Below are 13318 nucleotides of genomic sequence, written 5' to 3' on the forward strand. Positions count from 1 at the left end.
TTAGTCAGAGTGATAAACATCCAAGCTGCTTACATACCGTAGCAGTATTCCTGCTGCTTGGGGTAGGGTTGATGAACATGGCGTTGGCGTATCGGTGCTAAGGCTTGGGCGTATTGGTGCAACATAAACAGGCTGTATTGCACTCTTTCCCTGAGGTCGATATCCCGCGTTCCTTGGGGTGTAGCGTTAAGTACATGCTCGACATTACGGATGATCAAATGGTCGGGAATCGGCACTAATTTATTGTTTTTGAGTGCATTCACTTTGACTTCCACAATGGGGTAAGCACCGCTAATGCCACTGCAAACTGAAATCAACAACACCGGCTTATGGGCGGTTTCCTGACGGCTACACATCAACAGGAAGTTTTTAAGCAGTGGCGATGCCATCCCACCCCATTCGGGTGTGATCAAAACCAGGGCATCCGCAGCATCCACCCTTTGTTCAATCTCAGGCCAATGTTCGCCCTTGTTGTCTTCTTCACCGTCCCAAAATGGCAGATTGAACTGGCAAAGCTCTAAGTGATGGATTGCGTCGTAACCAACACTATGGGGTGATAAAAAACTGGTTTCGGCTATGTATCTCGCGACTTTAGCGCTTTGTGAGTGAGCTCTTTGGCTGGTGCTGATGATGAGTAAGTTCATTATGTAAACCTATTTGTTTATAAATTATTTATAAGGTAATTACTTTATTTAATCTTGTAAAGGATAAAATAAATAAAAAACTTTATTTATTCTGTTAAAAGGTGGGCGATTGAGGGATAATCCGAGACGAAGAGCGGAGAGCGCATATGAAAACCACTGATAAGATTATTCAATTACTCAAGCTGCATGGTCCTTTAACGGCAAAGACCCTAGCGGAAGAACTGGCCCTGACCACTATGGGGGTTCGGCAGCATTTGCAGGCCTTAGAGGATGCCGGTGATGTCGATATTGAAGATAGAGTCGAAGGCCGTGGACGCCCAACCCGATATTGGGGATTAACGGAGCAGAGTCGGACTCACTTTGCCGATCGTCACAGTGAGCTTAGTTTGCAATTGATTGATTCCGTTAAAATGATATTTGGTGATCAAGGTTTGGATAAACTGATTGAGCATAGGGAGCAAACCGCTATGCAGCAGTATCGCAGCGCTATGCAAGGCATGACGGATATAGCCAGTCGTTTAACGAAACTGGTGGAACTGCGTACCCTCGAAGGCTATATGGCGACGCAGGAACAAGCCGATGGAGTGTTCTGGTTGCTTGAGAATCACTGCCCAATTTGCAGCGCAGCAACTAAGTGCCAAAACTTTTGCCGCTCCGAACTGCAACAGTTCCAGCAATTATTTGCCGATATCGCCACTGTGAGCCGTGAAGAGCATATCATCGACGGTGCCCGTCGCTGCGCCTATCGCATTGCGCCTTTATCTTAACGTTGGGTGGGGTTATGCAATCAAAACGTGGTCGTCTCGACAGATATCTTGCCGTTAAGCTGCAAATTCATCGTAAAGCCGTGCGAGAACTCTTGCTGGCGGATCGAGTGTATGTGGATGGCGCACCTGCAAAAGCGCTCGATCTGCTGGTGGATGAATTTTCCCATATTGTATTTGATGGGCAAGTCTTACAGGCCAATAAGCCCGTTTATCTAATGCTGCACAAGCCTGTTGGCGTTGTGAGTGCCACCAAAGACACAGAGCATCGAACAGTGATTGATTTACTCGACGGTGATGCTCGCCATGAGCTGCATATTGCTGGGCGATTAGATTTAAACTCCTCGGGTTTATTGCTGCTAACCAATGATAGCCGTTGGTCCGAGGCGCTCATGTCGCCTAATCAAAAAGTGGATAAAGTGTATCGGGTGACCCTAGCGAATCCTTTGAACGAGGAGTATATCGCGGCATTCGCGCAGGGGATGTATTTTGGCTTTGAAGATATCACCACGCAGCCAGCAAAGCTGACTATCCTCGACACTCATATTGCTGAAGTCACGCTAAGGGAAGGAAAGTATCATCAAATCAAGCGGATGTTTGGTCGTTTCCGTAATCCTGTTGTGGGATTACATCGGCTTTCTATCGGTGAGATTAGCTTGGGTGATGGCTTAAAGCCGGGCGAGAGTCGTATGTTAACAGCGCAGGAGGTGGCGTCCATTTGGCAGAGATGATTGTAAGTCAAATGACTTAATCGGATTATTATATTCTTTACTCATGATGTTGCGCTGACGTTTAGAGATTCAATGTTGTTCGTTTAGGCAAGCTGATACTCGCGAAACGAAAAATGATGTCACTCTACTCAAATCAAATCATTAGGGCTTGCCAGACGAACCCTTCGGGCAGCATTTGGCTGAGTTTACTACTGCGTCATAGCCTATTTATGTTGTGACTAACTGTGCACTTGGATAAACACCCGCCTTATTACTGTGACATTAATCCTGAAATCTCGACAGTCCCACGTTAATTTGACTGGATTTAAACGGCATGCAGAGTTGCATGCCGTTGTTTGGACTAAAGCTTAAATGCACTTACTTGATTTCGCATACTGTTAGCCAATTTGGTTAAATTGAGTACAGAGTCACTTAGCTCAAGGGCCGAGCGCGTAGAGTAATCCGCAATATCGCTAATGGCGATAATGCTGCGGTTGATGCTCTCGGCTACACTGCTTTGCTCTTCGGCCGCGGTTGCTATATGAGTGTTGAGTTCAGCAATGTTATCCACGGAAGTCACAATTTCTTTTAAGGCTTGCCCAGCTTGATTGGCTTTATTGTTAGCATCATCAACTTGATTAATACCCACTTCCATTGCATTCACCGCTTCTTTTACACCTTGTTGCAAGGTGGCGATCATCGCTTCGATTTCTTGGGTCGATTTTTGGGTGCGCTGCGCTAATGTCCTGACTTCGTCGGCAACAACGGCAAAGCCACGACCTTGCTCTCCCGCGCGGGCGGCTTCAATCGCCGCATTTAATGCCAGTAGATTGGTTTGCTCGGCAATACTTTTGATCACATCTAATACCCGGCCAATGTTTTGACTTTCATTGGATAAGAAACCTATCACTTGAGCTGTTTTTTGAATTTGTTCAGAAAGCTGCGACATACTGCTAATTGAGTCCATAACAATACGGTTACCATTTGCCGCATAGGTATCGGCATCTCTGGCTGAATCGGCTGCGGCAGAAGTGCTTTGAGCCACTTCTGCAACAGTTGCAGTCATCTCATTCATTGCAGTGGCAGTTTGTTCCGTTTCGGCCTGCTGTTGCTGCATGCGCTTATTGGTTTCTTGAGTAAAACTGTTGAGTTCAGTGGCTGAGCTATTCACTGTATTTGCGGCTTCAGCAATTGAGTGCAAAATGCCCCGCAAATGCTCGATAACTTGAGTTAGGCTTGATGAAATAAGCCCAAGTTCATCATTATTAAAAGTGCGAAACTTAACGGTCAGATCTGAGTCTTCACGAATTGTTTTAAGATTACGAACAATATCATTGATTGGATTCATCACACTGCGATTGACCCAGAGCCCAATTACTATACTGATAAGCATTGCCAAGCCTGCAAGGGTGGCAAAGATAGCAATTGAGGAGCGATAGATTTCGTTTGCAGCTTCTTTTTCATGGCCGGCAATGGTGATTTGTAGATCGATAAGTTCTGATACTTTGCCACTGATCGGATCTATTGCTTGGTAAAGAGGCAATATTTTGTCATTGAGTTGATGGGCTGTCCCACCATTCACTCCTTTTAAAAACGTAACTAACTGATCAATTTGCTCATTAGCTGGCGTAAATAAAAACTCGGCTTGGTTGGCGAGTTGCGATTCTTCCTTAGTGAGATCGGTCGCGAGATATTTCTGCCAGCGTTGATTAACTGTGGATTTTGCACTTTGAAGGGCTGTGATTGCCTGTGAAGCGGTAAAGCCTCCCGCATTAGCCTTATTAATTGCATCAATCACATCGACAGCGTATTTATCTGCAATGACTTTAAGATCATCTAAAGGAACAACTCTGTCGTTATAGATACGTTCGACGCCGTATTCGATTTTTCCCATCATATTGATGGCGATAAAACCAATAACGAGCAGCATCATAAGTGGCACAAGTATGCCGATGAACATCTTTTGCTTTATTTGAAGACCATTCATATGGATTTCCTCAGTGTACCAAGGGAGTCCTTAAGGCAGAGCTCGAGCTATCCTTATGATGAGTCTGTATGAATAGTTATAGCAAAGATGCTTAAAGAGGTAGGTTGTTTAAGAAAATTAAATTCCAGATACAAAAAAACCTCGCTAAGCGAGGTTTAAATGTTGGTACAGATGAGAGGACTTGAACCTCCACGCCCGCAAGGGCACTAGCACCTGAAGCTAGCGTGTCTACCAATTCCACCACATCTGCATTGGTATCCGACATTGTGTCGAATGTTAATTTGAATCGCAATTTGGTACAGGTGAGAGGACTTGAACCTCCACGCCCGCAAGGGCACTAGCACCTGAAGCTAGCGTGTCTACCAATTCCACCACACCTGCACTGTACTTTATTGCGATTCTTTAATACTGGTCGCTAAGGCAACCAATTTAAAGATGGTGCCCGAACCCGGAATCGAACCAGGGACACGAGGATTTTCAATCCTCTGCTCTACCGACTGAGCTATTCGGGCGACGGGCGCAATTTAAAGGCTTTTCGGCTTTTGAGTCAACTGATTTTTACGAAATAATGCAAAAAGTAGTGCGGTTGGATAAGTTTTACACGAATAGCGTATTTATTGACTCTTGCCCATATGAAAAGGAACTTGGCGCGCTGCAGAACCTAAAAGGGAAGGGGCATCAAACGGTGAACTTAAGATAAAAAAAATGCCCCTTATAAAGGGGCATTTACGCTTAGTTCGATAAGATTTCGTTGTTTGGGAAGTTAGCTTGCATTACCATGAGCACGTTTTGCTTCAGTTGGTTCTGACCTAACTCGCCATAAGCTTCTGCCATAATCTCCAGTGCACGTTCCGTTGAAGGAGTGCCGGGATATGTTTCCAACACAGATTGAGCACGGACGGCCGCAGCACTCCAAGCGTTCATTTTGATATAATACTCAGCAACTTGAATGGAATATTTTGCTAGACGGTTTTTCAGCGACAACATGCGTTTTTGCGCATCAGCAGCATATTTGCTGTTGGGATAGGTTTTGATTAAACGATCAAAATCCTTAAAGGCATCTTGGGCATTTTTAGGATCGCGGTCGGTTCTGTCGATATTCAACATATCGTGGAACAGATAGCTGTCCGCCTGCATATTGACGAGTCCACGCATATAGTAGACATAGTCGATATTAGGATGAGTTGGGTTTAAACGGATGAATCTGTCAATGTTGGCAATGCCAGAGGCAACATCGTCCATTTTGTAATAGGCATAAATCAGATCTAACTGAACCTGAGTTTTATGTGGTCCGAAGGGAAAGCGTGAGTCTAACGCTTCCAATGAACGGACGGCTTTAGAGTAATTGCCAAGTTCCATGGAGGTTCTTGCCTGAGAATAGAGCACATCAGGTGAGGTTTTGGCGGCAATATCGTTATCTTCAGGACTGCTGCTACAGGCTGATAACGCTAGCGAAAATAGGACTAAGGTTAAGCCTTTGGAGAATTTATACATACTTGAATTCAATTCTTTATAAGTTGTAGTTAAGAATTTTTCCATTTCACGATAAAATAGAAAGCATTCGATTGTAACAGATAGCACACATTTTTTGACCCCAAAATGGGGATACGGTTCCTATGACACAAGAGATTAATCTAAAAAGCGAGATTTCGGCAACACAAACTGGCCTGAGATTGGATCAAGCACTGGCTGAGTTGTTCCCAGATTACTCGCGCACGCGCATCAAGGAATGGATCCTATCTGATGCAGTCTATGTTGATGGCGTGATGGTAAACAAGCCGCGCGAAAAGGTATTCGAGCTGCAGCGCATTGAAATTAATGCCACGCTTGAAGAGGAAGTGCATGCGGCCGCACAAGCCATTGAGCTGGATATTGTCTATGAAGACGACGATATTTTAGTGATCAATAAACAAGCGGGCTTAGTGGTTCACCCCGGTGCGGGCAATGCCGATGGCACTTTGATGAACGCCCTGCTGCATCACTGCCCTAATATTGAGCACGTGCCACGTGCGGGTATTGTGCATCGTTTGGATAAAGACACCACAGGTTTGATGGTGGTAGCCAAAACGGTTGAAGCCCAAACCCATTTGGTTGCTGCGTTGCAAGCCCGTGAAATCACCCGTGAGTATGAGGCGATTGTCCTCGGTACTATGACGGCGGGCGGCACAGTCGATGAGCCTATTGGTCGTCATCCGACAAAACGTACCCATATGGCGGTGCATCATTCGGGTAAACCCGCCGTGACCCATTACCGTGTGGCGGAAAAATTCCGTAATCACACCCGTTTAAGATTGCGTTTAGAATCGGGCCGTACTCACCAAATTCGCGTGCATATGGCATACATTGGCCATGTGTTGGTGGGCGATCCTGTTTATGGCGGCCGTCCAAAACCACCTAAAGCAGCAAGCCCTGAGTTTTTTGAGATCCTGAAAAACTTTAAACGCCAAGCACTGCATGCGGTGCGTCTGGAGTTAGCGCATCCTGTTACCTGCGAAATCATGAGCTGGACCGCGCCTATCCCAGAAGACATGGTGATTCTGACCAAAGCGCTGCGTCAAGATACCTTAGAACACCCTGTCGAGTACTAAGCTATGCTGCTTCACGATTGGCCTGTACCGGATAATGTGGCAATTGCGATGACTGACCGCCACGGCGGTGTGAGTCTCGCGCCTTACGACAGCTTGAACTTAGGGCTGCATGTGGGGGATGCGCCGCAGCAGGTATTGGCTAATCGTGGCATTTTGGCAAAACTGCTAGGGCTTGCGACTGAGCCTGTGTGGTTGGAGCAAGTTCATGGCACTCAGGTGGTTGATTTAGCCGATATCGCCCCAATCAATCTTGCCCAAGAAGCTCAATCAGAGAGTGTAGCCGCGCAAGATACGCCACCTTTGGTGGCCGATGCCAGTTATAGCAATCTCGCTGGGCGGGTTTGTGTGGTGATGACCGCCGACTGTTTGCCAGTACTTCTGTGCAACCAGCAAGGTACAGAGGTCGCCGCTGCCCATGCTGGCTGGCGCGGACTCTGTGATGGGGTGATTGAGGCGAGTGTGGCAAAATTTGCCTCTGAGCCGAGTGAGCTGATTGCCTATTTAGGGCCAGCCATTGGGCCTACGACTTTTGAGGTTGGCGCCGAGGTGCGCGCAGCCTTTATTGCAACAGATCCTAACGCCGCAAACTGTTTTGTTGCTCAATATCAGGCAACTAAGCCGGACAAATACCTCGCCGATATTATCGGATTAGCCAAATTACGCTTAAAGCAACTTGGCATTACTCAGGTTTACAGCGCCGATATTTGCACCGTCTCTAGCCCTGATTATTTTTCTTATCGCCGCGATAAAATTACTGGCCGCATGGCGTCATTGATCTGGCTTAAGTCTTAGGTTTATTCCCCTACAAATTGTATTAATTTCCCGCCGTCTTGCTTGAAATCGGTTAAATAGCCCCCATCTTTTAACTAACAAAATGTTATACCTCATTTGTGAGTTTTAGGAGGCTGTATGCGACTCGATCGTATGACCAATAAATTTCAGCTTGCCATCTCAGATGCCCAGTCGCTCGCGCTCGGGCGTGATCATCAGTTTATCGAACCGTTACATTTGATGATGGCGCTGCTCAACCAGGATTCTGGTTCTATCCATCCTTTATTAACCCAAGCAGGCATTCGGGTGAGTGCGCTGCGCTCGCTCTTGAGCCAAGAGCTTGAGCGTCTTCCCCAAGTTGAAGGGACTGGCGGCGATGTGCAATTATCCCAAGGTTTAATTCGCCTATTAAACCTGTGCGACAAGTTGGCGCAAAAGCGCAAAGATAAATATATCTCCAGTGAGTTGTTTGTCTTAGCGGCACTCGAAGGCAGCGATGCCTTAGCACAATGCTTAAAGAAATCCGGCGCCACCAAAGAGCTGCTCGAGCAAACCATTGAGCAAGTGCGCGGTGGTCAAAATGTGGATGATCCTAACGCGGAAGACCAACGCCAAGCGCTTAAAAAATTTACCGTTGATCTCACCGAGCGTGCCGAGCAGGGCAAACTCGACCCTGTGATTGGCCGTGACGATGAAATCCGCCGCACCATTCAAGTGTTGCAACGTCGTAGTAAAAACAACCCTGTGCTGATTGGTGAACCAGGCGTGGGTAAAACCGCGATTGTTGAAGGCCTCGCACAGCGAATTGTGAACGGTGAAGTGCCTGAAGGGATTAAAAATAAACGCGTTTTATCCTTAGACATGGGCGCACTGATTGCGGGCGCTAAATATCGTGGCGAGTTTGAAGAGCGTTTAAAAGCAGTGCTTAACGAGCTGGCGCAGGAAGAAGGCCAAGTGATCCTCTTTATCGACGAGCTGCACACTATGGTGGGCGCGGGTAAAGGTGATGGCGCCATGGATGCGGGCAATATGTTAAAGCCTGCGTTGGCCCGTGGCGATCTTCACTGTGTGGGCGCGACTACTCTCGACGAATATCGTCAATATATTGAAAAGGATGCCGCCCTTGAGCGCCGCTTCCAAAAAGTATTAGTGGATGAGCCTAGCGTTGAAGATACCATCGCGATTTTGCGTGGTCTGAAGGAGCGTTACGAGCTGCATCACCATGTGGAGATTACCGACCCGGCGATTGTCGCGGCGGCGACTATGTCGCACCGTTATGTGTCGGACCGTAAATTACCCGATAAAGCGATCGACTTGATTGACGAGGCGGCATCGAGCATCCGTATGCAGATGGATTCTAAGCCTGAATCCCTCGACAGATTGGAGCGTCGTGCTATCCAGTTGAAACTGGAAGAGCAGGCATTAGCCAAAGAAAACGATGAGGCGAGCCGCCGTCGACTCGACCATTTACGCGTCGAGTTGCATGAGGTTGAGGCTAAGGCGTCGGAGCTTAACGAAATATGGCGTACCGAAAAAGCAGCGCTAGCAGGGACTCAGCATATTAAAGCTGACCTTGAACAAGCGCGGATGGATTTAGAAGTGGCACGCCGCGCGGGCGATCTGACCCGTATGTCCGAGCTGCAATATGGCCGTATTCCAGAGCTTGAAAAGCAACTGGACTTAGCATCGCAAGCCGAAATGCAGGACATGACACTGCTACGCAATAAAGTCACTGACTTAGAAATCGCCGAAGTGCTCTCAAAGGCAACGGGTATTCCGGTTTCTAAGATGCTTGAAGGCGAGCGTGAAAAGCTGCTGCAAATGGAAGTGGCACTGCATGAGCGAGTGATTGGCCAAAACGAAGCTGTGGATGCGGTCGCCAATGCTATTCGCCGTAGCCGCGCAGGGCTTGCCGACCCGAATCGTCCTATTGGTTCGTTCCTGTTCTTAGGACCAACCGGTGTGGGTAAAACTGAGCTGTGTAAGTCACTGGCTAAGTTCCTCTTCGATACGGAATCGGCCTTAGTGCGCATCGACATGTCTGAATTTATGGAGAAACACGCAGTTTCCCGTTTAGTTGGGGCGCCTCCAGGCTATGTCGGCTATGAAGAGGGCGGTTACTTAACTGAAGCGGTGCGTCGTAAGCCTTATTCGGTGATTTTGCTCGATGAGGTGGAAAAGGCTCACCCAGACGTGTTCAACATTTTGCTGCAGGTGCTGGATGATGGCCGCTTAACCGATGGTCAAGGTCGTACCGTCGACTTTAGAAATACGGTGATCATCATGACCTCAAACTTAGGCTCTGACATTATCCAAGAAGGATTTGGTCACCTAAGTTACAGCGAAATGAAGAGCGCGGTGATGAATGTGGTAACCCATAGCTTTAGACCCGAGTTTTTAAACCGGATCGACGAGTCTGTGGTATTCCATCCCTTGGATGCGGAAAATATCAAGCATATTGCTTCTATCCAAATTGCTTCATTGCGTAAGCGTTTGGCAGAGAAAGACTATACGCTGGAGATCACCGACGAGGCATTATCGTTAATCGCCGAAATTGGTTTCGACCCAGTTTATGGCGCAAGACCGCTGAAACGTGCCTTGCAGCAGGAGATGGAAAACCCATTAGCGCAAAAACTACTGCGTGGCGATTTACTGCCCGGCAAACCTATCAAGGTTAGTTGCGCCGATGGTGAGTTGGTATTCGAGCAATAATTTACGCGGATGGTTAACGTGCTAAATGCTGCTTAACCTAAATAAAAAACCGAAGTCCAATACTTCGGTTTTTTTATATCTATATGCTACAGATATATTGTTCGATAACCCTAAAAGAGTGACAAGCGATAGCGTGGCGTTATTATCAAGGTTTCAGTCCAACCAATGACAAATGCTAGGCGCTATTTCTTATCGCAAAACAGTTTTATCCGCTGCTGATTCTCGCTAATTGCCGTTTGGCGTTCTTCTTCTGTCATCGCGACAGGTTCTTTATTACCTTCTGCTTGGCGGGTGAGTTTAGTATGAGTCGTTAGCACATCTAAATTATGTTTTGCGTTTTCACAAATCGCTTCGGCTTGCTTAGTGTCTTGCGCTTTAATTAGCGCCGCCGATTTTTCGGACTCGGACATTTTAGGAGGCTCTTCATTTTTAACGGGAGCGATATAGCCAACCTTACCTGGCTCGATATCTTCGCTATAAAGTTGCTGCGTTTTGGGGTGGTCCTGCCCCGGTGGCTGCTGACTGTAATGGGTGACACCATTCTCATCGACCCAAGTGTAAATCACGCCTGCCAATACGGGTTGAGTGAGCAGCATTAAGCATGCAATACGTAGAAGCATGGCGCTAAACGTTTCTTTTTTTAACATAAAAATCATCCCTAAGGGGCATCATCGACATGAGAGTAAAATATGCTATCTTGAAGCCTACTTCCATTTCAGTTCATAGCTTTATAAGTGTATGCAAAATTCTTCGAATCAAACAGTAAAGAATAAAGGTATCTATTTACTGCCGAATTTATTCACCACCGCAGGCTTGTTTTCCGGTTTCTATGCTGTGATTGCCTCTATGAATGCCAACTTTGAAGCGGCTGCGATTGCGATTTTTGTGGCCATGATTTGCGATGGCTTAGACGGCAGAGTGGCAAGGTTAACGAATACGCAAAGTGACTTTGGTGCCGAGTATGACAGTATGGCAGACATGGTGTCCTTTGGTATGGCGCCTGCGTTACTCGCCTATAATTGGGCGCTTGCGGATTTAGGCAAGGTCGGTTGGCTCGCGGCATTTATATATTGTGCTGGCGCAGCACTAAGACTTGCTCGTTTTAATACTCAAGTCGGCGTGGCAGATAAGCGTTATTTTCAAGGTTTAGCGAGTCCTGCGGCAGCGGCCGTCATTGCAGGTAGCATTTGGCTTGGCAATCAATATAACCTTGATGGTAAGGATATCAGTTGGATAGCCGGATTGATTACGGCCACCACGGGATTATTAATGGTGAGTAATTTCCGTTATCACTCATTTAAGGAAATTGACTGGCGCGGCAAAGTGAATTTTATTGCTATCTTATTTGTGGTTGGCGTGTTTGTGGTGGTTTCGGTGCAACCAGCATTAATTCTCTGTATTGGTTTTTACCTCTACGCCATCTCGGGGCCAGTGATCACTATTCGTACCGTGAGAAAACTAAAAGTGGCACACATTGTTGGCGATGGAGAGCATGAAAAGGAGCTGGACGCGGGAGAGGGCACCAAGAGTTCGACAAATTCTGCGGATAATCCTTAGGCCGACAGTTATTACATTCACAAGCTTTTATTCCATGAGTTGGTTCTTCGGTTCAAGAGTTGCCATTCGTTACCCTTGAACCGTTTTCTTCATCCGACATATATACATCTATATATGTAAAAGTTTTAAAGCCTCCTTTCTTAAGGCTATTCAGCCTATAGAATTTCCTGCACATCCATGCTGCATATGCCAAACTTATCAACCCGAGTGACAAAGATTGCAGCATATTTATCCGATATCTGCCGCTTTGCTGGTTATTTGCTCACTTGACGTGATTTGTTAAAAAAGCCCTTGCACAAAAAGTTCTGCTGCCTATAATGCGCATCCACTGACACGGCAGACAGCGAAAGCGGATGCGGTTAAAGTACGAATCGAATGCAAAATGTACACTCGATTCGAAAGCAGCAAGAAAGTTGCAAAAACTACTTGACGCAAAATGGGAAATGCGTAGCATACGCAGCCCTGACCCGCTGAGCGGTAACGCGAAAGCCGAGGTCAAATGCTCTTTAACAATCTAAACAAGAAATCTGTGTGGACACTCACAGGTGTTGAGTTAATCGAAATTACTTTGCCGTTTGGCGAGTAATCAAAGAATTAAATCAATGAATGAGTGTTCATAGCAATATGTACAACGACTTATTAAGTTAAGTCGATTCAGAATTCATTGAGTCGTTTCTTCGGAAACAAAAAACTTTTAATTGAAGAGTTTGATCATGGCTCAGATTGAACGCTGGCGGCAGGCCTAACACATGCAAGTCGAGCGGCAGCACAAGTGAGTTTACTCATGAGGTGGCGAGCGGCGGACGGGTGAGTAATGCCTAGGGATCTGCCCAGTCGAGGGGGATAACAGTTGGAAACGACTGCTAATACCGCATACGCCCTACGGGGGAAAGGAGGGGACCTTTTGGCCTTCCGCGATTGGATGAACCTAGGTGGGATTAGCTAGTTGGTGAGGTAATGGCTCACCAAGGCGACGATCCCTAGCTGTTCTGAGAGGATGATCAGCCACACTGGGACTGAGACACGGCCCAGACTCCTACGGGAGGCAGCAGTGGGGAATATTGCACAATGGGGGAAACCCTGATGCAGCCATGCCGCGTGTGTGAAGAAGGCCTTCGGGTTGTAAAGCACTTTCAGTAGGGAGGAAAGGTTGTAAGTTAATACCTTGCAGCTGTGACGTTACCTACAGAAGAAGGACCGGCTAACTCCGTGCCAGCAGCCGCGGTAATACGGAGGGTNCAAGCGTTAATCGGAATTACTGGGCGTAAAGCGTGCGCAGGCGGTTTGTTAAGCGAGATGTGAAAGCCCCGGGCTCAACCTGGGAATTGCATTTCGAACTGGCAAACTAGAGTCTTGTAGAGGGGGGTAGAATTCCAGGTGTAGCGGTGAAATGCGTAGAGATCTGGAGGAATACCGGTGGCGAAGGCGGCCCCCTGGACAAAGACTGACGCTCAGGCACGAAAGCGTGGGGAGCAAACAGGATTAGATACCCTGGTAGTCCACGCCGTAAACGATGTCTACTCGGAGTTTGGTGTCTTGAACACTGGGCTCTCAAGCTAACGCATTAAGTAGACCGCCTGGGGAG

At 47.1% G+C, this 13318-nt stretch carries 10 protein-coding genes, 3 tRNA genes and 2 other annotated features (1 of these 15 cut by a window edge); of the genes, 6 read left to right on the top strand and 7 right to left on the bottom strand.

The window, feature by feature from the left end; translation table 11 throughout:
• Nucleotides 1-29 precede the first annotated feature (29 nt).
• Nucleotides 30-644 carry an NADPH-dependent FMN reductase gene (locus tag EYR25_RS11550; RefSeq protein ID WP_133180216.1) on the bottom strand — a complete coding sequence of 205 codons (615 nt, stop codon included), beginning with the start codon at nucleotides 642-644 and terminating at the stop codon, nucleotides 30-32.
• A gap of 146 nt (nucleotides 645-790) precedes the next feature.
• Here EYR25_RS11550 and EYR25_RS11555 point away from each other — a divergent pair, with 146 nt between their 5' ends.
• Together EYR25_RS11555 and EYR25_RS11560 are read left to right on the top strand one after the other, a co-directional pair.
• Nucleotides 791-1411, top strand: coding sequence for a helix-turn-helix transcriptional regulator (locus EYR25_RS11555; RefSeq protein WP_133180218.1), 621 nt, complete (start codon nucleotides 791-793; stop codon nucleotides 1409-1411).
• Between the two features lie 14 nt (nucleotides 1412-1425).
• Nucleotides 1426-2139, top strand: a complete 714-nt coding sequence (locus EYR25_RS11560; RefSeq protein ID WP_133180220.1) for a pseudouridine synthase — start codon at nucleotides 1426-1428, stop codon at nucleotides 2137-2139.
• Nucleotides 2140-2479: 340 nt separating this feature from the next.
• Here the strand turns inward: EYR25_RS11560 and EYR25_RS11565 are convergent, their stop codons facing one another.
• The 5 genes from EYR25_RS11565 to EYR25_RS11585 all read right to left on the bottom strand — a co-directional run bounded on the left by EYR25_RS11565 (nucleotide 2480) and on the right by EYR25_RS11585 (nucleotide 5599).
• Nucleotides 2480-4105, bottom strand: a complete 1626-nt coding sequence (locus tag EYR25_RS11565) for a methyl-accepting chemotaxis protein (protein WP_133180223.1) — start codon at nucleotides 4103-4105, stop codon at nucleotides 2480-2482.
• Between the two features lie 163 nt (nucleotides 4106-4268).
• Nucleotides 4269-4355, bottom strand: a tRNA-Leu gene (locus EYR25_RS11570).
• Between the two features lie 44 nt (nucleotides 4356-4399).
• A tRNA-Leu gene (locus EYR25_RS11575) sits at nucleotides 4400-4486 on the bottom strand.
• Between the two features lie 55 nt (nucleotides 4487-4541).
• Nucleotides 4542-4617, bottom strand: a tRNA-Phe gene (locus tag EYR25_RS11580).
• 220 nt (nucleotides 4618-4837) lie between these two features.
• Nucleotides 4838-5599 (bottom strand): outer membrane protein assembly factor BamD, encoded by a 762-nt coding sequence (locus EYR25_RS11585; protein WP_039978513.1) that lies wholly within the window; start codon nucleotides 5597-5599, stop codon nucleotides 4838-4840.
• 122 nt (nucleotides 5600-5721) lie between these two features.
• On the opposite strand from EYR25_RS11585, the gene rluD reads away from it, so the two are divergent.
• From rluD to clpB, 3 genes are all read left to right on the top strand, one after another.
• On the top strand, nucleotides 5722-6693 hold the full coding sequence (gene rluD, locus EYR25_RS11590; protein ID WP_011623739.1) for a 23S rRNA pseudouridine(1911/1915/1917) synthase RluD: 972 nt from the start codon (nucleotides 5722-5724) through the stop codon (nucleotides 6691-6693).
• A 3-nt stretch (nucleotides 6694-6696) separates the two neighbouring features.
• Nucleotides 6697-7485 carry a peptidoglycan editing factor PgeF gene (gene pgeF, locus EYR25_RS11595; RefSeq protein ID WP_133180226.1) on the top strand — a complete coding sequence of 263 codons (789 nt, stop codon included), beginning with the start codon at nucleotides 6697-6699 and terminating at the stop codon, nucleotides 7483-7485.
• Nucleotides 7486-7602: 117 nt separating this feature from the next.
• Nucleotides 7603-10176, top strand: a complete 2574-nt coding sequence (gene clpB, locus EYR25_RS11600; protein WP_023267910.1) for an ATP-dependent chaperone ClpB — start codon at nucleotides 7603-7605, stop codon at nucleotides 10174-10176.
• 182 nt (nucleotides 10177-10358) lie between these two features.
• Here clpB and EYR25_RS11605 read toward each other — a convergent pair whose 3' ends face one another.
• Entirely contained in the window at nucleotides 10359-10823 is a 465-nt protein-coding gene (locus EYR25_RS11605) for a DUF4124 domain-containing protein (RefSeq protein WP_133180228.1), read from the bottom strand.
• A 91-nt stretch (nucleotides 10824-10914) separates the two neighbouring features.
• On the opposite strand from EYR25_RS11605, the gene pssA reads away from it, so the two are divergent.
• A complete protein-coding gene (gene pssA, locus EYR25_RS11610) occupies nucleotides 10915-11733 on the top strand; it encodes a CDP-diacylglycerol--serine O-phosphatidyltransferase (RefSeq protein ID WP_023267908.1) in 819 nt (272 codons plus the stop codon).
• Between the two features lie 695 nt (nucleotides 11734-12428).
• Nucleotides 12429-13318 (top strand) — a sequence feature (16S ribosomal RNA rRNA prediction is too short).
• Nucleotides 13283-13318 (top strand) — a sequence feature (mutual gap in cmsearch alignment for this rRNA model is longer than 100) (it continues 2577 nt past the right edge of the window). Its footprint overlaps the feature before it by 36 nt.

The organism is Shewanella decolorationis (assembly GCF_004354305.1).
Lineage (GTDB): Bacteria > Pseudomonadota > Gammaproteobacteria > Enterobacterales > Shewanellaceae > Shewanella > Shewanella decolorationis.